The sequence below is a fragment of the Pleionea litopenaei genome, assembly GCF_031198435.1.
Taxonomy (GTDB): Bacteria; Pseudomonadota; Gammaproteobacteria; order Enterobacterales; family Kangiellaceae; genus Pleionea; species Pleionea litopenaei.
On record NZ_CP133548.1, the window covers coordinates 37,551 to 62,630 of the forward strand.

The 25,080-nt window shown below is 42.9% G+C and carries 19 protein-coding genes; 12 read left to right on the forward strand and 7 right to left on the reverse strand.

Annotated features, from left to right (window positions below; translation table 11 throughout):
• Positions 1-56: 56 nt before the first annotated feature.
• The 3 genes from Q9312_RS00100 to Q9312_RS00110 all read left to right on the forward strand — a co-directional run bounded on the left by Q9312_RS00100 (position 57) and on the right by Q9312_RS00110 (position 3,232).
• Positions 57-185, forward strand: coding sequence for a hypothetical protein (locus Q9312_RS00100; protein ID WP_309202487.1), 129 nt, complete (start codon positions 57-59; stop codon positions 183-185).
• Positions 186-215: 30 nt separating this feature from the next.
• On the forward strand, positions 216-1,433 hold the full coding sequence (locus tag Q9312_RS00105; protein WP_309202488.1) for a hypothetical protein: 1,218 nt from the start codon (positions 216-218) through the stop codon (positions 1,431-1,433).
• A 131-nt stretch (positions 1,434-1,564) separates the two neighbouring features.
• Complete coding sequence (locus tag Q9312_RS00110; protein ID WP_309202489.1) at positions 1,565-3,232, forward strand: patatin-like phospholipase domain-containing protein; 1,668 nt, start codon at positions 1,565-1,567, stop codon at positions 3,230-3,232.
• Positions 3,233-3,369: 137 nt separating this feature from the next.
• Here Q9312_RS00110 and Q9312_RS00115 read toward each other — a convergent pair whose 3' ends face one another.
• Positions 3,370-5,568 (reverse strand): Ig-like domain-containing protein, encoded by a 2,199-nt coding sequence (locus Q9312_RS00115; RefSeq protein ID WP_309202490.1) that lies wholly within the window; start codon positions 5,566-5,568, stop codon positions 3,370-3,372.
• A gap of 550 nt (positions 5,569-6,118) precedes the next feature.
• On the opposite strand from Q9312_RS00115, the gene Q9312_RS00120 reads away from it, so the two are divergent.
• The 4 genes from Q9312_RS00120 to Q9312_RS00135 all read left to right on the forward strand — a co-directional run bounded on the left by Q9312_RS00120 (position 6,119) and on the right by Q9312_RS00135 (position 12,664).
• Positions 6,119-7,642, forward strand: coding sequence for a M23 family metallopeptidase (locus tag Q9312_RS00120; protein WP_309202491.1), 1,524 nt, complete (start codon positions 6,119-6,121; stop codon positions 7,640-7,642).
• A 228-nt stretch (positions 7,643-7,870) separates the two neighbouring features.
• Positions 7,871-10,168: a S41 family peptidase gene (locus tag Q9312_RS00125; protein WP_309202492.1), complete on the forward strand. Its 2,298-nt coding sequence runs from the start codon at positions 7,871-7,873 to the stop codon at positions 10,166-10,168.
• A gap of 20 nt (positions 10,169-10,188) precedes the next feature.
• The gene (locus tag Q9312_RS00130) at positions 10,189-11,115 is read left to right on the forward strand and encodes a S41 family peptidase (protein WP_309202493.1); all 927 of its coding nucleotides are present in this window, start codon (positions 10,189-10,191) and stop codon (positions 11,113-11,115) included.
• A 118-nt stretch (positions 11,116-11,233) separates the two neighbouring features.
• Positions 11,234-12,664 carry a DEAD/DEAH box helicase gene (locus tag Q9312_RS00135; RefSeq protein ID WP_309202494.1) on the forward strand — a complete coding sequence of 477 codons (1,431 nt, stop codon included), beginning with the start codon at positions 11,234-11,236 and terminating at the stop codon, positions 12,662-12,664.
• Between the two features lie 223 nt (positions 12,665-12,887).
• Here Q9312_RS00135 and Q9312_RS00140 read toward each other — a convergent pair whose 3' ends face one another.
• Positions 12,888-13,532 carry a glutathione S-transferase family protein gene (locus tag Q9312_RS00140; protein WP_309202495.1) on the reverse strand — a complete coding sequence of 215 codons (645 nt, stop codon included), beginning with the start codon at positions 13,530-13,532 and terminating at the stop codon, positions 12,888-12,890.
• Positions 13,533-14,008: 476 nt separating this feature from the next.
• On the opposite strand from Q9312_RS00140, the gene Q9312_RS00145 reads away from it, so the two are divergent.
• The 4 genes from Q9312_RS00145 (at position 14,009) to Q9312_RS00160 (ending at position 16,710) form a co-directional block, all read left to right on the forward strand.
• A complete protein-coding gene (locus tag Q9312_RS00145; protein ID WP_309202496.1) occupies positions 14,009-14,362 on the forward strand; it encodes a VOC family protein in 354 nt (117 codons plus the stop codon).
• Positions 14,363-14,905: 543 nt separating this feature from the next.
• Positions 14,906-15,274: a hypothetical protein gene (locus Q9312_RS00150; protein ID WP_309202497.1), complete on the forward strand. Its 369-nt coding sequence runs from the start codon at positions 14,906-14,908 to the stop codon at positions 15,272-15,274.
• Positions 15,275-15,452: 178 nt separating this feature from the next.
• Entirely contained in the window at positions 15,453-16,031 is a 579-nt protein-coding gene (locus Q9312_RS00155; protein ID WP_309202498.1) for a hypothetical protein, read from the forward strand.
• 136 nt (positions 16,032-16,167) lie between these two features.
• Entirely contained in the window at positions 16,168-16,710 is a 543-nt protein-coding gene (locus Q9312_RS00160; protein WP_309202499.1) for a GNAT family N-acetyltransferase, read from the forward strand.
• On the opposite strand, the gene Q9312_RS00165 is transcribed toward Q9312_RS00160, so the two are convergent.
• Together Q9312_RS00165 and acnA are read right to left on the reverse strand one after the other, a co-directional pair.
• The gene (locus Q9312_RS00165) at positions 16,707-18,245 is read right to left on the reverse strand and encodes a GNAT family N-acetyltransferase (RefSeq protein WP_309202500.1); all 1,539 of its coding nucleotides are present in this window, start codon (positions 18,243-18,245) and stop codon (positions 16,707-16,709) included. The two genes, Q9312_RS00160 and Q9312_RS00165, sit on opposite strands and share 4 nt — an antisense overlap.
• Positions 18,246-18,459: 214 nt before the next feature.
• A complete protein-coding gene (acnA, locus tag Q9312_RS00170) occupies positions 18,460-21,189 on the reverse strand; it encodes an aconitate hydratase AcnA (protein WP_309202501.1) in 2,730 nt (909 codons plus the stop codon).
• Between the two features lie 248 nt (positions 21,190-21,437).
• Between acnA and Q9312_RS00175 the strand changes: the two genes are divergently transcribed.
• Positions 21,438-22,823 carry a class II fumarate hydratase gene (locus Q9312_RS00175; RefSeq protein ID WP_309202502.1) on the forward strand — a complete coding sequence of 462 codons (1,386 nt, stop codon included), beginning with the start codon at positions 21,438-21,440 and terminating at the stop codon, positions 22,821-22,823.
• Positions 22,824-22,903: 80 nt separating this feature from the next.
• On the opposite strand, the gene Q9312_RS00180 is transcribed toward Q9312_RS00175, so the two are convergent.
• The 3 genes from Q9312_RS00180 to Q9312_RS00190 form a co-directional block, all read right to left on the reverse strand.
• Positions 22,904-23,437 (reverse strand): hypothetical protein, encoded by a 534-nt coding sequence (locus Q9312_RS00180; protein WP_309202503.1) that lies wholly within the window; start codon positions 23,435-23,437, stop codon positions 22,904-22,906.
• A gap of 51 nt (positions 23,438-23,488) precedes the next feature.
• Positions 23,489-24,094 carry a hypothetical protein gene (locus Q9312_RS00185; RefSeq protein ID WP_309202504.1) on the reverse strand — a complete coding sequence of 202 codons (606 nt, stop codon included), beginning with the start codon at positions 24,092-24,094 and terminating at the stop codon, positions 23,489-23,491.
• A gap of 187 nt (positions 24,095-24,281) precedes the next feature.
• Positions 24,282-24,941: an alpha/beta hydrolase gene (locus Q9312_RS00190; protein WP_309202505.1), complete on the reverse strand. Its 660-nt coding sequence runs from the start codon at positions 24,939-24,941 to the stop codon at positions 24,282-24,284.
• Positions 24,942-25,080: the final 139 nt, after the last annotated feature.

A 25,080-nucleotide genomic window follows, 5' to 3' on the forward strand; every position in this document is an offset into this window, starting at 1 on the left:
CGACGTTGGAATAATCGATAAATAGCATGAAATGTCATTTGGAGTAACCTATATGAATGACAGGAGAAGGTATAAGTGCGTTTACTTCAGATTTTACAAGAGAATTTTCGAAAGGGTTTTTAAGAGAATTTTCGAAAGAATATGCAAAAGAGTATGCAAAAGAATTTATAGATAAATTTTATTAGTCAGTCTTATAAGAACAGAGCGTTTTGCGAATGAAAAGTGGACCTGGTTTGAGTCTGTCTATTAATCAAGCATTGAGTCAATGGAGAATCGTTGGGCTTACCCTAATGTCCATTAGCTTTATGATTGCGGTTTGGCTGCTTCAAATCGAAAATCAAGGTCGACAATGGACGCCGAAGCAGGTATCTGTCGAAGAAGTTTCTGAAAAGTTAGCTGCTTTAAACAGCTCCGAATCGGTGTATAAATTTGGCTTGTTTGTCCAATCGATTGAGTATCGGTGCCCTACGGATGTCACTCTCTCAGGATACTATTGGTTAAGAAAAACGAATCATTCGACATTTAACCTAGACTCTGGAGATATCGTGTTTCCAGAAGCTATTAAAATACAAATGTCCGACACACAAATAAAGAATAAAGATGATGGCGATGTGCTTCAAGGATGGTATTTCGAGTCAACACTAAGGCAAGAGCCTGCAATAGGAAGCTACCCGTTCGATCAGCGAGAAGTGCTAATCAGAATATGGTTGAAGGATTTTTCACAGAAATCGATCTTATCGTTGGATCAGCAAGCACATTCAGATAAGCACGGACTGATTGCTTTGGAAAAGACGATTGTATTATCTAGTTTTATTATTAAAGAAAGTTTTTTTGATTATAGTTTCTTTGACGATAAAATTCGGCAATCTGAAAAACTTGCATTCGGAGTTCCTGACTCAAGTGCCAATCCGTTGTTGTCGTATGAATTGCGTTATAATATTCGGATTCAACGAAACAGCTTAGAAGAGTTATTCAACGCATTCGTTCCTATTATAATGGTATTGCTTTTCGTGTATGTGTATCTGTTGAGCAACACTGGTTATAAATTGTCTTTTGGATTTCGTTGGTTGCAAAAATTGCGCTCAAGCATTTGGCCGGTTGTTTATGTTTGTTTTTTAGTTTATTCGCATTATAGATTAAGACAAACCCATGCATTTAACGACTTTCAAATTATCGATGGTTATTTTCTTGTGGCCTATTTTGCAATTATTTCTTCTGTGCGTTTTGGTGTTACACCTTATGCATATTCAAGCTTGTACACGAATAAACATCAACATTCTTCAGAGAAAATAACACCGACATTCGTTGTCGGAGCGTTAGTTGATTACGATGTTCTTGTGAGTGAAACGTCAGTCATTCGTTATTATTGGTTGGCTATCGCGTTCCTTATGTGTGTTTACACTTTTATCGAGGCCATTTTCTTTTTTAGTTAGTTTTCTTTAATTGGATAGTGCTCTTTATTGGACAGCTCTCTTTATTCCTATTTTTATCGCAAGTCATGATGCTGTTTTTTCGTTAACTCTGCTTAATTTGAATTTTAAGCCATGGAATTAGGAGAACGGAAATGGCCGAGCTAACGACTCGAATGTGGATCAAAGCCGACAGTAGTTTTAAATACCCTGAGCAAACGCTAACGGACATTACCAGTCGGCCGAATATTGGTGTTTGTTTTTCTGGCGGCGGCACGAGAGCCATGTCGGCAGCAATGGGCCAAATGCGAGCGCTTAATCAATATAAGTTGTTTCCGGCGATTCGTTACATTTCTTGTGTTTCCGGAGGATCATGGGCATCGACTATTTTTTGTTATTACCGCACGGGGGCGACCAGTGACGATGATTTATTAGGACCCGTAACACCTGCAGAGAAGATTACTCAGCGTCACCTTGATACCAGTCTAACATCGGCGCGTTTAGCGTATGGCGCAACCAAGTGGTTGGCCGGTATTATTGCAGAGTGGGAGTTGTTTCCAGATTTTGAATACACGTCAAACGATGTTTGGATTTATTCGATCAGTGAAGCCTACTTGCAAGACTTTGGATTATTTGACGCACACTCAGCCGCGTACCATCCTACTAAACTGCCGTATTATTCTTGGGATGATAACCGTGTCGCAGACATTAAAGCGAAGAATCCAACGCTCGAAGATTCTACCTTTTACACCTCACGGCCTAATCGCCCTTATTTAATTGTGAACAGTTGTATTCTATTACCTCAAGATAAGCCGACTCAAGATGGCAATGTGCATTTTGAGTACACGCCATTGACGGTCGGGCGAGGTACCTTGTCAGAGTCACAGGGTAGAGCCTATGGCGGTGGATTTATCGAGCCCTTTGCCTTTCGTAGTCAAGCTCCGATGGGGAGTGGCCCCTGGTCGAATGGCGCTTATGTTCAGCTCTCTGGCCAAGACCGCCCATTTACTTTAGCGGATACCACCGGAACAAGCAGTTCAGCCTATGCCGAGGTGTTGATTGATGACTTTTCAATCTCACGGTTTGATCCAAAATCTGAATATTTTCCGGTACAGCCTTCAGGGCCGCTAAATAGCGCGCAAACCTTTTTTGGTGATGGCGGTATTTTAGAAAATCAAGGCATTATTCCTTTGTTGCAACGAGGGGTTACGACAATATTTGCGTTTATTAATACCGAAGCCAAGTTAAGTCTCGACTATCATCCTAATAGCAATGGTGGCGATCCGAATAATGATCCCAATGGTTATTGTGATACTTCATTGCCTGCGTTGTTTGGCTACAGTCATTCGACTTGGAAGTGGCAGTATCCTAATAATCAAGTTTTTCCAACCGTTGATTTTCCTAAGTTAATTACGGAGTTTCAAAATTTAAAAAAGCAAGGGTTGCCTTTGGTCGTAGGAACTCAGCATCAAGTCGTAGCTAATTCAAGTTGGGGCATTGAAGCGCAAACGAATCCAGTAACGGTCGTTTGGTTTTATTTGGATCGTGTTACTCAATGGGAAAAGAAAATTCCAAACCATTACATTCAGGAACAAATTGAGCAGGGCAACCAATCGTATCCCGAAGGGCCATTTAAAAACTTCCCAAACTATAAAACCATCGGTCAAAATGATTTTGATTTAGTCGCATTAAGTCATCAGCAAATCGTCTTGCTGGCAGATTTAACTTGCGATGCAATGCTTTGGAAAGACAGTAGCGACGTGGCAGCCATTTTTCAGCAAGCTGCATCTCAAGCGGGCGCCAGTAGTTGTGTAAAGTCATAAATATCGGATAGCATATTGCGCAAGAAAGCCGCGAAAGATAGCCGCAAAAGAAAATGCTCAAAAAAGAAAAAGCGCCATCAACGAACCGTTATTTGATGGCGCAGTGGATTACTCTAGTATAATAAGATCGACCGTCGTTAATCCTCGAAACTCAGTACACTGATTTCTACTTGAGCCGTATTCGAGTCAGCGCTGCCGTCGTTCGCCTTAAACTCAAAAAAGTCCGTGCCGATAAACCCAGCGTTCGGCGTATACGTATAACTAGAGCCGTCATTGCTCAAGGTACCATTGGCCGGAGGTGTCACAATGATGAAGGTTAGTTCGTCATCGTCTGGGTCGAACGCAAACAAATTAAAGGTTACATTCGTTTCTTCAAAGGTCTCAACAAAGCGATCTTCGGCAATAGGCGCGGAGTTACCTGAATTAGGAGCAATCGTAATATTCACAGAGGCAATGTTAGAGAGTGCCTGCCCATCACTGGCTTGAAATGAAAAGCTGTCATCGCCAATAAACCCTGGGTCCGGCACATACGTGTAATTCGGACCTTCACCTAATAAAATGCCATTTTCTGGTTGAGAAACGATAATGTAACTTAACACATCGTCATCAGCATCGCTGGCGAAAACGGTGATGTCCAGTGCTGTATCTTCAATACCGTCAGCCGTAACATCTTCAGCAATGGGTGGCGTGTTTTGGTTATTGGGCAGCATAGTAATCGTTGCGACGGCTACGTTTGATAAATCTTGTCCATCACTGGCTTGGAATGAAAAATTATCCTCACCGACAAAGCCAGGATCAGGGACATAGATATAATTCGGACCATCACCAATAAGTTCGCCATGCATCGGTGGAGTCACAATTAAATACGTTAAGGGATCATCATCGGCATCTGACGCAAAAACGAAGACTTCTACCGCCGTATCTTCCAAGCCTTCTGCGGTTACATCTTCTGCAACCGGTGGTGAGTTTTGATTGTTCGGTAATACATTAATTGTTGCAATGGCGACGTTTGATATGTCTTGTCCATCGCTGGCCTGAAATGAAAAGGTGTCTTCGCCAACATAGCCCGGATCAGGCACATAAATATAGTTAGGTCCATCGCCGGTTAATTCGCCGTGCAGAGGGGGAGTAACCACGAAATAACTTAATGGATCATTGTCTGGGTCACTAGCAACAACGAACACGTCAACCGCAGTATCAGCAAGACCTTCAGCATTCACATCTTCGGCGACGGGTGGCGAGTTTTGCTGATTGGGCAACACATCAATGATACCAACAGCAATGTTTGAAAGCGCTTGTCCATCACTTGCCTGAAATGAAAAGGTGTCTTCGCCAACAAAACCGGGATCGGGTAGATAAATATAATCAGGACCATCACCGACTAACTCTCCATGCTGTGGAGGCGTCACGATTAAATAGGTAAGAACATCGTCGTCGGCATCGGATGCGATGAGTAAAATATCAATGGACGTATCGGCCAAACCCTCGGTTTCGAGATCGTCGGCAATCGGTGGCGAATTACTATTGTCGGGTACAACCGTGATGGTTGCTATGGCAACATTTGAGACATCTTGCCCATCATTGGCTTGAAATGAAAAGGTGTCTTCACCAGTAAATCCAGGATCGGGTGTGTATACATAATCTGGACCGCTGCCACTAAGGCTACCGTGTTGTGGTGGAGTGACAATAACATAGGTTAGTGGATCATTATCTGCATCGGTGGCAATCACTTCTAAATTCAGATCGTTGCCTTCGATGGTTTGCAGGTTGATATTTTCGGCAACCGGCGGAGTGTTGGTTTGACCATCGCAATCGGCAGGTCCTTTGTAAACAAAACTGATCCAACCATGTCCATTTAATTTAAAATCGGTCAGTTCGACTTCTGCAAATGAAACGGTTAAGTAATTGAACTGACTGCCTTGCCCGTCGTTTATACTCCAAATGGGAATCTGAATGTTTCGACCGAGTAGGGCGGTTAAGTTATCTCTAATATCGCGACTATTTTTTACTCCAGGTCGACCTTGAACCCAATCGCCAATAGAGACTTGGTTGTCAAGTAAGTCATTTGGATTGATATAAGTATCACTGTTTCCAGGAGGAATTAAACTCGCCGCTAGGCTAGGAGCATCGTTATTGCCATCCCAGGTGAGCCAAGAATAATTTCCAGGTCCTGTACCCAGTGGTATTTGCTCGTACACCAAACGATTTGGATCGCTGGCGAGAAGTGCATTTGGGAGCGTGATTGGATATAGCTCACAGTGATTGAGAGGGTCGGCACTGACACCTCGAACATTGAGAATAAAAATACTTAGAACACACAGAATTAAATAGCGCATAACAACCTCTTACGTTTGCATGATTGGATGTTGGAAAGGCGAGCTCTGTGACTCTTGGTCTTGTAGAAGAATCTTGTTGAACAATCGTATTCAGCAATGACCTTTTTATTTTCCTAACCTTTTATTTCATAGTTCAATCAATGGAGATTGCCTGCTTGGTAGAAAAGAAAATTTTTGTTTTTATAGCGTGCCTAAGATATTTCAAAGTCAGAGTGTGTCGATGGTCATTATTCTGGGTTTTACTAGCTCCTAAATATGAGATTGTTTCGCTATCAGCAATCGATTGCTAATAACCCGATATTGCAAATAGCTCAATATTGTTAATAACCCAACATTGTCAATAACCCAATAACGGCAGCTATCGGTATTTTTGTCATGATGTCTTTTCTAGGGCGAGGGATCGCGGTGAGCGAGCCAATGAAGTATTTTGATAATCGATAGCTTACTGAAAATCTAAGATTTTCCAAAATGAGCACTTGTTACAAGTAACCAAGTGCAAATTCTTCTATGGTACGTCAAAACTTAATGGTTGATAAACTAGGAGCTGAAGATGAATGCGGCCGCTGCTAAGTGCTTAACAATGTTGCAACTGGGAATAATAACGGTCATTTTCCCAACTCACGCAGATCAATTTCCGCTATCGGGTGATTCGCTTGCCGATAAAGAGTATTTGCAATGGGAGCAGTCAGAGCAGGGCGTTAGCCTTCAAGCGGTGCGCTTTAATCAAGATACCTGGCAAAGTAATCGCGGCAAAGACAGCAATGAGGCGTTTATATTCGGTCAGCCAGTACACGCGATGCGAGAGGGTAAGGTGGTTTCTTGCTGGCGTAAAGCTCCTGATAACGACACCATTGGAGAGTACGACGAAGAGCTTGGGTTAGAAACGCCTGAAGCCGATACGCGCATTCCTCGCTATGGCAATCATTTGCTGATTGAGCATCAGGATGGTTCTAGAGCACTTTATGCTCATATGCAGCAAGAATCGATTCCGCAACGGCTATGTCCACAATCGGAACGCTATTTAACGGCAGTAGCGGATCCTGAGCATGCAGATGTTGAACGCCAGACTCGGGTAATGACCAGTCAGCAGGCAACCGTTAAGGTTGGTGAGAAGCTGGGCCGAGTAGGTAATAGCGGCATGAGCAAGTTTCCGCAATTGTTTTTACGATTAGAAAAAGAGGGTCAGCTACAACCATTGGTGTTTGAAAAAGGGTTGTTTTCAATGCGTGCGCAAAAAGATAGCTTTTTAAAGTGGCAGCCCATCGAAAATCAAGCGATTCCAATGCCGCAAGCGTTTTTTTGGCCGGTTCGATCGTCTGTGAAAGAGCTAACCTATTTCCAACAATCGTTAAACGATTTTTCGAGACTTTCGTTGTGGTTAAGAGAGTCCGGTTATACTCCAACGCAGCGCGATGTTTATACGGTGGGCGGAAAAACCTTCGTGAATGTGAACTGGCAGCCATCAACGATGCCATGGCAATCTTATCCTTTGTTGAATGAGCAGCAGCATCTTGAAACCATGAATCAAGCATTTATTGATGGATATTCGTTAAAAGAAATCGACACGACCTTGGTGAGTGGAGAGCTAAAATATTCAACGTATTATGTGCAAGACTTAGCACCGGTCATGACCAAACATGCGATGAGCTTGGCGGACTTTAATACCTTTCGCTATGAAGCTCGAAAAGCCAATATGGGGGCGGCCGCTATATCCGTTCAGTATCAAGGGGAAGATCCGATTATTACCGCCTTGTTTCGCCCTGATGTTTCGCAACAGCAAGAATATAATCCACGCATCAATCGAGATAACTTCGAGCGAGTGTATGAGCAAATGGCTTACAAAAAATATTATCCAGTTTATATGAATGCTTACTACAGTGAGCAACTGGGAGACATGGTTTCAGTAATTTTTGCGCCGCGATTTAACACCGATATGGATGACATCGATATGAGCCTAAGCGACGTCAAAAGTGCGTCTCAAGACGCAAAAGAGGATGGTTTTAAACAGGGAATGATCTCCGGTTTCGATAATGTTAAAGATGATCATCGATTTGTTGGTTTTTGGTTAAAGTAATCCTAGAGTCTAGACAGATTGACGCTTTTTAACTCGTTAATCTGTCTTGTTCTAAGACGTTAGTGAGCGATTCTTAAAACTTCATACCTTTAAGCGACTCAAATGGCCGAATTTAAGGCTAGAGCGCATTTTCTTTAGAGAAACATCTAATAACATTCCGATTCTTGTCTATTCATCCGCTGGCGATTAGTATTTTGTCACTGCTTATAAAAACAAAAAGGATAACACATGTCATATCGCTGGATATCACTATTGGCTGGCCTGCCCTTGTTGCTGAGCGCCAGTGGGCCTGGCTACTATCGTTCACCCGACATCAATCAAAATACTTTGGTCTTTACCGCCGAAGGGGATATTTGGAAGGCATCAGCTTCAGGCCAAAATGCCCAACGCTTAACGTCGTCTCCTCAAGAAGAATTAGATGCGAGCTTGTCACCCGATGGCCAATGGGTCGCTTTTACCGCAAATTACGAAGGTGCCGACGAAGCCTATGTCATGCCTATTAATGGTGGCGTCGCGAAACGAGTAAGCTTTGAGAGCAGTCGCGTTAAGGTGCTTGGATGGGCGCCTAATGGTGAGTTATTGGTGGCGAGCAATAGCCAAACCGGGCCGATAGTCAGTTGGGTTTTAAAGCTTATCGATGTCAATGAATTAACCAGCCAAGTTTTGCCGTTAAGTGATGCCTCAACGGGAGTGGTGTCGAGTGATGGTAAGACCTTATTCTTTACTCGCTTCGGACTGCATACCTTTAGTGATAATGCGAAGATTTATCGTGGCGGCTTGGTCGCTGAAGTATGGCAGTGGGAACTAGGGTCAAAACAAGAGGCCAAGCGACTCCTCGCCGATCACAAGGGCGATGTTCGTGATTTAAGTTTCGCCAATGGCCATCTCTATTTTACCAGTGATGCGACAGGCAATCGCAATCTATGGCAACTTGATCTCAAGACCAATCAGGCAAAAGCCATTACTCAGCATAAAAACTGGCAAGTACGAGACCCTGTGGTATTTGGTGATGTGGCGGTTTATCAGAAAGGCGCAGATTTAGTTAAATTGGAGCTGACCTCTGGTGAGAGTCAAATTCTGCCCATTGAGTTAACGTCAGATTTTCCTTATTTGAGAGAGCGGTGGGTAAATCAACCGCTGAATTATTTAACGCACGCAGATGTGTCGAGTGGCCAACGAGTTGCACTCACGGCGCGTGGGCGAATTGCTCTAGCCAGTACCGATAATAGTCGTTTGATTCAAGTCGCCACTGATCCACGATCACGCAGCCGCAATGCGGTGAGTAGCCCAGATGGCAAGTGGGTTTATGCCCTCAATGATGCCAGTGGCGAACTCGAAATATGGCAGTTTGCTAGCGACGGTAGTGATCAAGGAAAGCAATTGACAGATGATGGCGGTCATTTTCGTTACAACCTTTATCCTTCTCCTGATGGACGTTACCTAGCACATGATGACAGTCAGGGGATGTTATGGTTATTGGATCTGAAGACCGGCAAAAACAGCAAGATTTTAAGCGGTTTCGAGGGTAGTCAGCCGTTTGCAACCGTGACTTGGTCTGCTGACAGTCAATGGTTGGCTTTTAGTCATGTGCCAACGGGAGACATGCGCAATCGTGTTGGAATTTATTCATTAGCAAGCAAACGCAGTAAGCTTCTGACGACGGATAAGTATGTTTCTTATAGCCCCGTTTTTTCAACTCAGGGTGATTGGTTGTATTTTCTATCATCACGTGAATTCAATGCGACACCCAGTTCGCCTTGGGGCGATCGAAATATGGGGCCGATGTTTGATAAACGAGCGCAAATATTTGCTTATCCTTTGGTCAAGCAAGCTCAATTTGCCTTCGCCGATAAGACCGAGCTGTCGGTTGTTGAATCAAAAGAAGAGGACGATGATAAAAAATCTAACAAAGCATTAGCGTGGAAAGAGCTTGGTGATGCGCTATGGCAAGTGCCGGTGGCAAGCGACAACTTTAATTCGTTAGCGGCCACCGATAGTCACTTATTTGTCTTGGCATCAACGGTGGGTAACAATGACGGTGCGACACTAAAAGCCATCAAATTTGAACCTAAGCCAGAAGTTAAGTCAGTTACTGAAAAAGTTCGTGGGTTTGGCTTGTCGTTAGATCGGAAAAAAATGTTGGTCCAAAAAGGGCGAGGAGCAGGCACTCAATTTTATGTTCTTCAGCCGAGCGATAGTTTTCCTTCAGATTTAAAAGACAACACGTTAAAAACTGGCGCGTGGAAGTTTGCTTTTTTACCTCGACAAGAATGGCAACAAATTTTTCATGACGCTTGGTTGATGCATCGAGAGTTTTTATATGACCCTGATATGCGAGGGCTTGACTGGGCAAAGGTAAAAGAACGTTATCATCCACTGTTATCTCGTTTAACGGATCGGCATGAACTCAATGATGTATTCAAGCAAATGATGGGCGAATTAAATGCGCTGCACTCACAAGTTAGAGGGGGGATACGCCGAAAGATTCTCAGCAGCCAACTACCGCGAACCTTGGCGCCGCATTAGAACAGCAGTCCAGTGGCGTTGTGATTAAACATATCTATCAAACTGAACCGGAGCGTCCTGCTACCGCGTCGCCATTAGCTTTACCCGGTGTGAATGCGCAAAACGGTGACCGGATTGTCTCGATTAATGGAATAGCCGTTAACACCATTGCTGATGTGACTCAAGCACTACGGAATCAAGTTGGACAACAAGTGTTGCTTTCATTAAAGCGTGGTAAACAATCCATAGAAACGGTGGTTAAACCCGTTGATCGTTGGGCTGAATATAACCTGCGTTACGCTGATTGGACCCAAACAAACCTAGAAAAAGTGGCGACGAGTGCTCCGTCAGTTGGCTACTTTCATCTTGCCGCCATGGGCTCTAACGATATTGAAAATTTTGCTCGAGAGTTTTACGCCAATATTGATAAAAAAGGATTGATCATCGATGTACGAAACAATCGAGGTGGTAACATTGATAGCTGGCTTATCGAGAAACTATTACGGCGAACTTGGGCATTTTGGGATGGAAAAAACTTCTCTCCTTTTACCAATATGCAGCAAACCTTTAGAGGGCATATCGTCGTATTGATCAATCAGAGTACCTATTCCGATGGTGAAACATTCTCGGCCGCCGTTAAGGCGTTAGATATTGCTCCTTTAATTGGCAAGCGCACAGCGGGTGCAGGAGTATGGCTCAGTGATGTTAGTCGACAGTCGGATAATGGCATGGCGCGAGTTGCACAATTTGCACAATACGCGATAAATGGAGATTGGATTTTGGAAGGTCATGGTGTTTCTCCGGATATTGAAGTTCATAACTTACCTTATGCTTCATTTAAGGGAGAAGATGCCCAGCTTGAATACGCGATTAAGTATTTAAACGAGAAGATCAAGTCAGAACCCATTCCGGAATTAAAGGCCAAAGCATTCACTCCTTACGGAGAGCCAGCAAAAGACATTGAATGATCGAGGTAAGTAAACGTGAGTCGCCCGTGATCGAGGCGGCTCACAGTACTCGTTAATTCGTTGAATTCGGGTTACAATGTTCGCTTTCAACTGCCGGCTCGAGCATTCAGCATTGAACATGTCTTTTAAATCATTTGACTTACTTCCTAACATTCTAGAAAACCTTCGGGTGTCAGGTTATCAACATCCTACCGACATCCAACAAGAGGTGATTCCCGCGGCGTTAACTAAGCGCGATATCATAGCCGTCGCGCAAACAGGCACCGGAAAAACGGCAGCCTTTTCTTTGCCCTTGTTACAGCAGTTAGTTGAACAAAGAGAAAAAGGACAAACGCTTCGCCCCAACACTGCTCGAGCTTTAGTGTTGGCTCCCACACGAGAGCTAGCGTTGCAAGTTGATCAGAGTTTCAAAACTTATGGTGCCGGTCTGAATTTAATTATTGAGTGTGTTTTTGGTGGCGTGAAAATCAACCCTCAGATGATGAGGCTTCGTTCGGGCTGTGATGTATTAGTGGCTACCCCTGGACGTCTCCTCGATCTTATCTCAAAAAATGCGGTTCGTTTGGAAGATGTACAGACTCTGGTTCTTGATGAAGCGGATAGAATGCTAGACCTTGGGTTTGCTCCAGAAATTGACAAATTATTCAATTTATTGCCTAAAAAACGACATACCTTATTATTTTCGGCAACCATGTCTGACACCATTCGAGAACTCGGTACGCGAATTACTGTTGACGCAAAGCACATTTCCGTTAATCCAAAACATGTCACTGTGCGCTCAGTCACTCAAACGATGCATCCCGTCGATAAAAAAGAAAAGGCTGATTTATTAATTCATTTATTTGAAACGAATGATTGGAGCAAAGCTTTGATCTTCGTTAAAACAAAGAAAAGTGCGAATCAATTGGCCAAACAATTGAATCTGTCGGGTATTCCTGCAGACTGTCTTCATGGTGATCGTTCGCAACGAGAACGGCAGCTAGCGCTGCAGAAGTTTAAAGACGATGTGGTCCGTGTCTTAGTCGCGACGGATGTTGCTGCAAGGGGCATTGATATCGAACAAATGCCATTAGTTATCAACTTTGATTTACCGAAAGTGGCGGAAGATTATATTCACCGAATTGGTCGAACTGGACGAGCAGGACAAGCGGGTTTAGCGATTAGCTTAGTAAGTGCAGACGAAGTCGATTTACTTAAAAAAATAGAAACCTCGATCAATCAACTATTGAAGCGTGAATTGGTTAGAGGCTTCTACCCAAATCACAATGTTCCTGAAACAAAGTTGATGTCGGCGAAGAAAAAGAAGCCGCATAAAAAGAAACTCGCCAAACTTAAGTTACTTCAACAAGAAAGTGGTCGAGAAGTAAAAGAGCTAGCCGAAAATCAAGATGAGCTAAATGAGATGGAGAACGACTCCGCTCAATTACAAAGATTTCGCTCTTCAAGTGATCAGCCGATGAAGGAATCGACCGGGCGCCCATCAATCAACTTTAAAACCGCAAAGTCAGCGAAAAAGAATAAGTCGAACAAAGGTAAATCTAAGTCTTAGTTTTTGACGATTTTTTATGTTTCCAGTTTTTTTTAGTGCGCTTGTAAAAGTCTTTGCAAGGCGTATACAAAGTTTCTAATAATGAGTTTGCTAAGCGTTTGAAAAAATTAAAAAGAAAGCATGAAAAATGTTTGAAAAGTACGCTAAAGAAATGATCTAACTTAGCACGAACACTGACTGAAAGGCACTCTACAGTCATCAATGTTCGTGCTTGAACAAATGATTAACTATTTTCTCTTGCTTGAATCAACTGATCATCGATTGATTTTGCTCTAAGGTAAGCAGAACGGTTGGTTAATCGAGCTGCGTAATCAGAAAATTCACTACGTTCGGGTAAGGAGCCAAAGAGGGTTCCCCAAATCACATGAGAGCCTATGTAAACATCGGCGGCGGTAAAGTGACTGCCGCAGATATAATCCGACTCAGATAATTTCTTAGCTAAAACATCAACCACCATGTCATATTGACCATAACCCACCATGCGTTGCTTTTCTGCGCTTACTTCTACTCCAAGAGAGCGGTTTACGATGGCTGCTTCGAGAGGGCCAGCGGCAAAAAATAACCAACGGTAGTAATCGGCGCGGTCGGCGATTGCAGGAGCTAATGTTATATTGGTTGTAATATCCGCTAAGTAGGCACAAATTGCGGCACACTCAGTGATAACTTTACCCTCGTGGCTAATTGCGGGGACTTTTCCCATTGGGTTAATGGATAAGTATTCAGCGCTTTTCATGGATTGTTCGTATTCAAGTATTACTTGTTGATACTCTAATTCAGTTTCCTCAAGCATCCATCGCGCAATTTGGCCGCGAGACATTGGGTTGGTGTAAAGCGTTAATGCACAGTTAGGATTATCGACTAGACTCATGAGAGCTCCTTTCAAGGTGGGCAGATGGATTACCGCCTCTTTTGAAAAAATATTACTATTTGATAAATACCTTTAGGTAAATACCATTAAATGGTGAAAAATTTCAGTCTACATAGACAAGAATATACATCGACAAGAGTTTACATAGACAAAAGTATACATAGCCAAGTTGTCGTCGCTTAGCTAATCGCTACCTTATACAAAAAATCTCATTTCGTACAGCATTGCTTGGTTCTAGAGGCGCTAAAAGTAAGAGGGCCGTTGACTGTGCATAAGTCTGCCTTGAGAAGCAAGCGACAAAAATACTTGAGGCTGGTGATCTCTGAAAGGTATTATGCGGGATAGATGATTATTTCAAATTGAGCTGATGTTTAGCTTTTTTGAGATGTTTATTAACGTTTTATATCTCTGAATTTTTATGACTAAATTAAGAAAGAAATAGAGTATTCACACAAATGTAATAAAGGAGCTTGGCTATGCCGCGGAATGAATCGATCAATTACCTAGAAATCCCTTCGAGCGATCTCACGTTAACAAAAGCGTTTTTCTCAGCCGTATTCAATTGGAAGTTTACTGATTATGGACCGGAATACTGTGCTTTTGAATCAAGTGAAATTGAGGGCGGCTTTTTTTATTCTGAAAAGTCATCGCAACAACAAGGCGGCAGTGTTCTTATTGTATTTTACAGTGATGAACTATTGTTGACGCAAGAAAAAGTCGTGTCTTCGGGTGGGACATTGTTTAAAGAGATTTTTGAGTTTCCTGGCGGAAGACGTTTTCATTTTTTCGATCCAACCGGTAATGAATTTGCGGTTTGGTCGGATAAGTAACCTGAATTATTGAGATATATAGCATAGACAAGTTAGCAGAAATTTCATTTTAAAATATTATCGCTAATTTGTGTGTAAGCTTTTGCAGGTGGCGCTATAGTGAATTCCGAGGATTAAATGAGATAGGGACGTTAAGGAATATCGCTATGTTGTGATTTTCGGTAACTTCAGAATGTAGCTCACAGTAAGCAAAACGTTTTGTAACTTCCAGCAGTTTTGTATCAGACGAATGCTTTGTATCATGTGAGTATTGACTGTCAGCGTTTAATGTCAGTGTTTTGAGCGTTTTATGTCAGTGTTTTGAAAGTTGCTTGGTCTGTTTTGAAAATCACTTAATCTGTTTTGATGGTTGCTTGGTCGCTGTGAGATAAAGCTATTGATTCAATACTTTCTTGTTTGAAATAGCTTTAGAAAAGTGATTGGCTATCTAGACGATATTGGCGGTGATTCAATCGATACTATTTTTGACGGCTTTTGAACATCTAATTCTCTTTGTTATTTGGAGTGCAGTAAATAAATCAACTGTAATATCAAGGAGTCTTTATGAAACTTATTAAAATCATCACTATAGCAGCTGTTATGTTAGCCTCTCAGTTCTCATTTGCAGGCTGGCAAAATAACACGACGGTGACCATCGGAACCTCTTCTTTTTATGGAAGCTTAAGAGCGACCCGTGATTCAGCGAACAATACTGAATATCTCGCGTGTTATGTAAACGGACAAACCGATGCGATTACTTGTTTCGCTCGAGATGCTTCTAGCAACTATAAAAGCTGTACTATTGCGTCTCCAGATGATGGTGATTATGCAACAGTATCGGCGGTAAGCTCGTCTACCTATTTATACGTTGCTTTTAGTGGCGGTACTTGTACCAGAGTTCAAGCAACCAACGGTTCTTATAATCTACCTTAGTAAAGAAAATTTTTAAGCATTATCGTTGTAGTGACATCGAGAGAAATGTCTCTCGGTGTCATGATTGTTTGAAGGCAAATAAGTCTTTAACGTCAACACAGACACCTTCAATGAGTCAATTTAGAACAAATTAACCTTCAATGAAAATTAACTTCATTGAAAAGATAGGAGAGTCATTATGAAATGGATGCTAGGCATTGGTTTATCGGTTCTTGGAGGATTTGTTCTTGGAATGTGGGTGATGAGTGAGTTTTCTAGTCGTCATGCTTTAGGGGGTACTCAGCCTACCTACAGCGAGGGACAAACCATTGATGAACAGAAAATTAATCAATTAATTGAGGTAGCTAGCCAAAGTAATGCTCAATCACCGCAATATCAAAGCGAGCTCATCGTTGAATTGATTAAAATGAATCGTCAGGTTATGTCGAAGTTGCAAACTATTGAGAAAAGGTTGGATGACAAACCCAATGCTCGCAGTGACGTGCAAAGCAATGAACAAGTCGCCGAATTGCGTTCAGTAACGGGAGATATTATTGATAGTGATATTAATAATGCAACCAATACTCAGGCGATGAGCTACTTGAATCAACAAATAAACGCGGGTCGTTGGACAAAAGACAATGCTGATTATATTCAGTCGATGTCGGATAAGTTGACCAAACAGCAGCTAATCGCTATTCAAATATCACTTAATGAAGCGATCAATAGCAGCCAGGTTCAATTAGAGTTTGATCCGGTTACTCATGCGGGATTTTAAATTGTACTTTATTGATCAGGTCATACGAGAGACGAAAACATCTTAATACAAATCGAATCTTTGCAAGAAAAGTTGCCTGCAGTAAACTCCCAGAACGTTATTTGCTTTAGTATAATTTGAGTTTTGGGAGATTGTGATGAAGGTTGACGCGTCTGAACGACTTATTTATGAACTGATGGATGAGTCACATGCAAATGATTTGTATGAGCTCGATCAAGATCCTGAAGTGATGCGTTACATTACAGATGGAAAAATATCGACATGGGAAACTATCAACGACGTTCTGATTCCTCGTATGCTAAGGTACCGAAACCCTGAGTTAGGTTGGGGGATCTGGCGAGTTGCTTTGAAGGACAGCAACGAATTTATTGGTTGGGTGTTGGTTCGACCCATGAACTTCTTTTCTGAGCAGCGCAATGACAATGATATTGAGCTCGGCTGGCGTTTTAAGCGAAGTACCTGGGGGCAGGGCTTTGCGACAGAAGCCGCTACTCAGGTAATGCGAGCTTTGGAGCAACAATGCCCGCCAGAGTCGTTCAGTGCGATCGCGATTCCTGATAATCACGGCTCAATTAACGTGATGACAAAGTTGGGCATGAATTACATAAAGACCGATTGGCATCGAGATCCAATCGGTGATGTGAAAGTTGTATTTTACACACGTGAATTAGGCGTTTAATCTTGCTCGCTTTTTAGTTGGACTCGATATAAATCGAGTCTTCGATCTTTAAGGTTATTGACTGAGCCTTCTGTATTGAGCAGTTTTAACTTGTCGAGGTCGACATCGGCATAGATCATCATTTCGGCGTTTGCCGTCGCTTCAGCAAGCGTTGCATCGTGTGGAAAGTAGACATCTGATGGCGAAAATACGGCCGATTGTGCATATTGAATATTCACATTATCAACCCGTGGCAGATTGCCAACACTGCCTGCAATAGCAACATAACACTCGTTTTCAATTGCGCGAGCTTGTGAACAAAGGCGTACTCGTAAATAGCCATTTTTTGTATCCACCCAAAAAGGGACAAAGAGAATTTGTACGCCTTGTTCGGCCAAAATTCTAGCAAGCTCCGGAAACTCTGAATCGTAACAAATTAAAATACCTACCTTGCCAGCGTCCGTTTCGAAAACCTGAATTTTGTCACCACCGTCGAGTACCCAATCGCGCTTCTCGTGGGGGGTAATATGTATTTTATATTGTTCATCGACACTGCCATCGCGATGACATAAATAAGAAACATTGTAGAGTCGGTTGTCATCTTGTACTGGAAGACTTCCGGCGACAATGTTGATATTGTACTCTACCGCCATTTGTGACATGCGTAATCTAATTTCTTCGCTAAACTCAGACAAGAACTTTACTGCCTCGACAGGCGATTTTTCTGGCGCGAGTCCCATTAATGGCGCGCTAAAAAACTCCGGAAATAACGCGAAGTCGGATTGATAATCTGAAAGTGAGGAGACGATGAATTCGGTTTGTGCTAACAAATCTTCGAGCGAAGTAACGGTTCGCATTTGCCATTGCGCAACACCAATACGAACAATGGACTTTTCTACTTCATGAATAGAATCCGCTTCTTCTTCATAAAAAATATTATCCCATTCTAAAAGCGTTGCAAAACCTCGTGACTTTTTATCTTCGGGCAGGTATTGGTGCATTAGACGTTTGATGTCAAAATCATTAGACAATTGAAACGATAAAATAGGATCATACAGCTCCTTACGTTGTACCGCTTCAATGTATTCATTCACACTCATTTTATCGGCATAATCTCGGTAACCTGGAATTCGGCCGCCAGCAAGTATGGCTTTCAGGTTAAGTGCTCTACAAAGTTCTCGTCTGGCTTCATAAAGTCGGCGACCCAGACGTAAACCACGATAATCAGGATGTACGAATACGTCTAATCCATAAAGAGCATCGCCGCGGTCATCATGCCGAGCGATTTCTTTATCAGATACAACGTCTTTGTAAGTATGCCTTGAAGAGTAACGTTGGTAGTTGACCTTTATGGTCAATGCCGCGGCGACGAGTTTTCCATTATCTTCTATAGCAATCTGGCCATCAGGAAAAGCATTGACCAATGCTTGAATGGTTGCCTTTGGCCATGCGCCTCCAATGTCTGGATAAACGAGGTCCATAAGCTCCGCTAGCGCGGTGTAATCATTGGGCGTAATAACTCGCAGTTGTAATAATGTTTCTTGAGACTGACTCATAGACTTCCTTTACCGATTAACCATTCAAGTATTGCGCAAACTATGTAATGTATAAACGATTTTATGTATTAACCATTATCTTTATAAGCCACTCTGCTGTTGCCCAGTCTTAGCGACGGTGATCGCATCGGTCATTTGATGATTCATCATACGACCGATATTGGTCATTCAGATTACCTCAATGGGCTTTTTCAAGTAATCTGAATGGTTGATTTTATTTCTCGTTCAACAGCTTGCGAATGACGTAGTGAAGGATGCCACCGTTCGCGAAATATTGGAATTCATTTTCCGTATCAATACGAATATCCATGGTTACCGTTTTAGTTTTTGAGTCAGCTTGTTGAATGGTTATGTCTAATGTTTTTTGTCCCGCAGAAATAGCTGGAATGGTGAATTCTTCTTCGCCACTCAGTTGCAGACTATCAGCACTTTCTCCCTCTTTAAATTGCAGCGGCAAAATCCCCATACCAATCAAGTTAGAGCGATGAATCCGTTCATAACTTTGAGCTAAAACAGCTTTTACTCCAAGCAAATTAGGGCCCTTTGCAGCCCAATCTCGACTAGAGCCCGTTCCGTATTCTTTGCCAGCGATGACGAGAGTAGGGACGTTTTCTTTTTGGTATTTCATCGCCGCATCATAGATGGACATTTTTTCTTGAGAAGGAAAATGGGTCGTATGACTTCCTTCGGTTCCGGGCGCCAGATGATTTTTTAATCGCACATTAGCAAAGGTACCCCGCATCATCACCTCATGATTGCCGCGTCTTGAACCATAGGAATTAAAGTCTTTCGCGTCGATACCAAGACTCATTAAATATTCTCCTGCGGGGCTGTTTTGTGCAATGGCACCTGCCGGAGAAATATGGTCGGTGGTAATACTGTCACCCACTTTCACTAAGCATCGAGCATTCACTATGTCATTAACTTGTTCGCTGTCTGCTTGCATTTCTTGGAAGAAAGGCGGGTGTTGAATATAACTGGATTCGGGCCAGTCATAGATAGATGAGTCGGCGACGTTAAGTTGATCCCACGTTTGGTTGCCTTTAAACACATCGGCGTATTTCTCGCGAAACAGTGTTTCGGTGACATTTTTTTCAACCAGCTCTCGAATTTCTTTGTCAGTCGGCCAGATGTCTTTTAAATACACCGGATTTCCATTAGCGTCGGTGCCTAGTGGATCTTTAGTTAAGTCACATTGCATATTACCGGCGAGCGCATAAGCCACCACTAACGGTGGAGAGGCTAGGTAGTTGGCAGCAATATCTGAGTGGATACGCCCTTCAAAATTTCGGTTTCCCGACAGTACGGAGCAGACGGGGAGTCGACCCACTCGTATTGCATTCTCGATGGGTTCTGGTAGAGGACCTGAGTTACCAATACACGTCGTGCAGCCATAGCCAACCAGATTAAACCCTAACTGTTCAAGATCATCCAGCAATCCCGCATCTTTTAAGTATTCAGTAACTACCTGTGAGCCGGGCGCTAACGAGGTTTTCACCCAAGGCTTACTCGACAAACCTTTGGCAACGGCGTTTTTTGCAAGTAAGCCAGCTGCGACTAAAACAGAGGGATTACTGGTGTTGGTGCAGCTGGTGATGGCAGCGATGACAATGGCACCTGGACTGAGTTCAAATTGCTTGTCACGGAAGGTCACTGGCACGCTGGAGTGTGACTGTTGAGTGGCTTTCGAGTCAGTGGCAGAGCCGCCTTCTGCAGCGAAATCGCTTTTATCTGCGTCAACAATGGCAATGCGTTGCTCAAGCCACTCATCGAACTTTTTAGCCGCCGCGGTCAGCTCGATTCGATCTTGCGGTCGCTTAGGGCCGGCAATGGACGGAACAATAGAGCCTAAATCTAAGGTAAGATTTTCATGATAATCAGCCGTTGGCGACTGATCGTCATGCCAGATACCCAGTTTTTTGGCGTAAGATTCAACCAGCGCTATTTGTTCGGACGAACGTCCGGTTAATTCAAGATAGCGAATACTTTCTTGATCAAGAGGAAAGATGCCGCACGTGGCGCCGTATTCAGGTGCCATGTTCGCAATAGTGGCGCGATCGGCCGTCGATAAGAATTTAAGTCCCGGACCAAAAAACTCAACGAACTTACCGACCACACCGTGTTGTCTTAATTGCTCAGTAATGGTTAAAACCATATCAGTTGCAGTAACACCCGGCTGTAACTTTCCGGTAAGTTCAAAGCCAACCACCTTTGGAATCAACATGGTCACTGGCTGACCCAGCATGGCTGCTTCGGCTTCAATTCCACCCACGCCCCATCCTAAAATGCCAAGCCCGTTGATCATGGTGGTGTGGGAATCAGTGCCAACCAATGTATCGGGGTAAGCCCATTGCTCCCCGGCAACTTGATGACTGAAAACACAGCGAGCGAGGTACTCTAGATTAACTTGATGCACAATACCGCGACCAGGAGGAACAACTTTGAAGTTACTAAAAGCCGATTGGCCCCACTTTAAAAACTGGTAGCGCTCTCGATTACGTTCAATCTCAATAGCAGTATTTTGTTCAAAGGCCGTGCTTGAAGCAAAGTGATCAACCATCACCGAGTGATCGATGACCAGTTCGACCGGGTTAAAAGGATTGATTTTTTCAGCACTTCCGCCGAGTCGTTCAATAGCATCTCGCATTGCGGCTAAGTCAACGATGGCAGGAACGCCAGTAAAGTCTTGTAATATGACTCTGGCCGGAACAAAGGCGATTTCTTGTTGAGTCTCTTGATCGGTATTCCACTTAGCGAGTTGAATGATATCATCATCATCCACGAAATTTTCATGATTATGTCGTAAACAGTTCTCTAAAAGAATTTTTGCTGAGTAGGGTATACGATCGAGGTTGAAGTCTTTTGCCAGTTTATCAAAACTGACCATCTTGTAGCTTTGCTTGCCACACTTTAGTTCCGTGATTTGCTGATATTTGTTTTCCATTGATAAAGCTCCTAGTGGTAAGGGGCTAAAATAAGAACACCCGAGTTTATGTACTATTTAAATTCAATGTTTACTTGCAATCCACAACTATTAAGTCATCAGTGTCTTGTTTTGAATAGTTGCCAGCCAATAATCACTGCTTTGGTGCAAGATTTATCTTTTTACTGCTGTTCGTTGCTTCTGCTAGTATTGGTCTATCAATGTAGTGGCAAATGAACTTTAGCTCAACCCTAGCGGAGGACTTGACCGTGAAATCTCGTATTGAAAAGGACTCATTAGGTGAGGTAAAAGTACCAAACGATGCACTGTATGGCGCACAAACGCAACGAGCAATAGAAAATTTCGATTACTCATACCATCCACTTCCTGTGTCTTTTATCAAAGCCCTGTTGCGTATTAAACGATCGGCGGCAAAAGCTAATGCTGAATTAAGTGAAATTCCAGATGCGACTGCCAAGGCAATCATTGATGCGGTTGATAGCTTGGTATCAGCTCCTGATTTGATGAAGCATTTTCCTGTTAATGTTTACCAAACTGGGTCAGGCACCAGTACTAATATGAATGCGAATGAAGTAATTGCTAATGTTGCTCACGATAGGAGCGCAAACATAATTATTCATCCGAATGATGATGTTAATTTTGGACAAAGTAGTAACGATATTATCCCGACATGCCTACAACTGTCACTGGCTGAGGCATGTGTTGAGGACTTACTCCCTGCGTTTGATCAAGTGATCGGACAACTTGATGAGCTTGAGCTAGTATCACACGATGTAATCAAAACAGGACGCACTCACCTAATGGATGCGATGCCGATTTCATTTGCACAAGAGTTTGCGACTTGGAAATTCCAGCTGTCTGAATCACGAGAAAGAATTGTTTCCACCTTGGGGCGCTTAACTCAAGTGCCTCTTGGAGGAACAGCGGTAGGTACAGGAATCAATCGACATCATCAATATTCAGCAAAGGTCTGCGAGCTGTTGAGCGAAGAGTTTAAATTGCCCATTATTCCCTGTGCAAATCTGGCCTCACGCATGAGTTCTCAAGATGTCTCGCTTGAAATGCATGGTCAACTTAGAGTGTTAGCAACGGTGTTGATTAAAGTGTCTAATGATTTGCGTTGGATGAATTCTGGTCCTAATTCAGGATTAGGTGAGATTCAATTACGTGCCATTCAACCGGGTTCTTCCATTATGCCGAGTAAGGTAAATCCGGTAATCTTAGAAAGTATTCTCATGATGTGTACTAAAGTCTTAGGTCACGACACCAGCGTTGCGATCGCAAATCAATCAGGAAATTTTCAATTAAATGTTATGTTGCCATTAATCGCAGATTTATCGTTAAGTTCGGTTGATTTATTGACTCATTCTTTAAAAGCGATGAGCAAAAAAGTATTAAGTACATTAACCATTAATGAGAAATATCTTGAGCAGATGGTATTACGTAATCCTATTTTGATTACTGCTATTAACCGAAAGATTGGTTACGATCTTGCGGCTAAAATTGCAAAAACAGCTCAGTCACAACAGCGTAGTATCTTAGAGGTAGCAGAAGAAATGACTGATATCACTCGAGCAGAGTTAGAGAAATTACTTGATCCTAAAGTGTTAGCTTATCCATTTGAAAAGTCATAGATAATTGGCGTTACACATGAATTTTATCAAGTCACAACTTGAAAGAATTTAAGCGAGTTTGGTCAATTTGATCAGCTTGCTTATTCTGAATCCTTCAGTTTAAGTGAATACCAAGTACCTAAAATGCACATACTAGCAAAAATGCCGACAACCCACAGGGTTCCCATCCAATGAGCGATCAACCCAAACGATGAACCAGAAATTAATACAAAACCGATCGCGGTATTAGAAATCGCAGTGAAGTGCGCTCTATTATCGTCGTCAGTAATGTTAACTAGATGTATCGAACGTCCTAATCGTATACCTTGATAGCCGATCATTAATCCAAAAAGCAACAGCGGTAGAACGAAAAGATTTTGCAATAGTTGAGGGAAAACGAGACTAATTATAATCAAGCTAACAAGGCTTACCGAACTGATGAGTCCGCTGTAGGTTAACACGCTTTGACTAGACTGATCCGCTAAACGTCCCCAAGTATAACTACTCAATAAGCTGGCGCTTGCACTAGCAAAGATAAGCAATCCCAGTTGACTGATGCCAGACCAAGAGACATCGTTGATGATCTCACTGATCGTCGCATAATCTGAGAGTTTGTGTTGACCTAGCATTAACATAAAAGGAGGTGCAAATGCCGTTGCGGTAAACAAAGCGCGAACAATGATAAATCATTGCAACATAGATTGTTCTGAGATTTTCTTTAGGTGAACCTTAAAGTCTTCAAGGGCATTCTTGCCGCCTTCTGTGGTGCCGGGAGTCTCAACAATAAAGCTAAAACTTAGTGCTCCGAATAACCAAAATAGTCCAGCGATGCCTAAACAAAAAAGCAATGTTAAGTAAATATCGCTAAATAATTTAGCCGTTAGTATAAAAGCGAGTAGCAGAGTTCCTGTCGCAGCAATTGAACTTGCTAAGCCAGTCGCACTGCCCCGTGATGAACTCGAAACCGTTTTGCCCAACACATCTTTGTAACTGAGAGAGCAAAGACTTCGTGAAACTGCAAGAATCGTAAGCAATATCAGTACCGACCAAGCCGCAAGGTTACCGGAAAGTAAACTGAAGCTCAGAACCATTCCGATTGCCGCTATACCCTGAAAAACTGAACCAATAATCCACACCCATTTTCGAACGGCGCGCTGGCGCACCCAACGGGCAATGAACAATTGAGGTAACAAAGCGCCTGCTTCACGAATGGGGACGAGTAGTGCGACTAATCCACTGGCGGCGCCAATCTGGGTGAGTAACCAACTGAGAATCAGTTTTGGATCGACCAAAAGCGTCGGCTAATTTGGTTAACGTTAAAGATAGAACATGTAGAAAGAAGTTCTGCGGCTGCTGGTCGCATGCCGCATCAGGTATATCATCGCAAAGACGTCCCTCGTCATCGCTAGCAATCGCTAGGTAGGCTTTTTCCAGTGACGAGCTAGAATCGCTTGATGAAGGTTGGCTCATGCTGTCAAATTAGCTTAAGCATTGTACAAAAAAGCGATCGATATCAAGAATTTGCGCGGGGCACACAGCATGCTCCATCGGATAAGTGCGATATTGGCAGGCGTATCCTTGATGTTGTAGCCGCTTAACCGTTTCTTGGCCCAGTTGTTCTGGAACCACAACATCGTACAAACCGTGATGCACTTCTATCGGAATGGATTGATTCTCAGAACTAAGCTGGATGCTATCTTTGGTCGCAAAGTAAGTTGACATAGCCAATAATCCGCCGAGTGTCGACGGGTGTGACAAGGCAGATTCTAGAGCGACTGCACCGCCTTGAGAAAAGCCTGCAATAATAATTCTGTTCGCCGCAATGCCTTTATTTATTTGCTCTTGAATTAACTCGTTCACCGCAGCTGCAGACTGGCGAAGTTGAGTTTCGTCAATTTTTCGATCGATATTAATATCGGTAATATCGTACCATGCAGGCATGACGAATCCATTGTTAATGGTTACTGGCATAGAAGGCGCGTGCGGAAACACAAAACGAACGTTCAATTGTTGGGTTTGTTTTAACTCGGGGACGATAGGGTAGAAGTCATGACCATTCGCGCCGAGTCCATGTAGCCAAATAACACAAGCGTCAGGTGTTGCTTGTGTTTCTCTTTCTAAATAAGGCAGTAGTGCCATGTGAATCTCCTGCGAAAACTATTTTAAAGTGTCTGTGCTTTAAACACAGGTTAATGTCGATCTCAGCTTGCTGTCGAGTTCAAGACTTTTACAATAAACAAGGTCTTAGCGAGAGCGCTCTCAAACTTTACACCTTGCA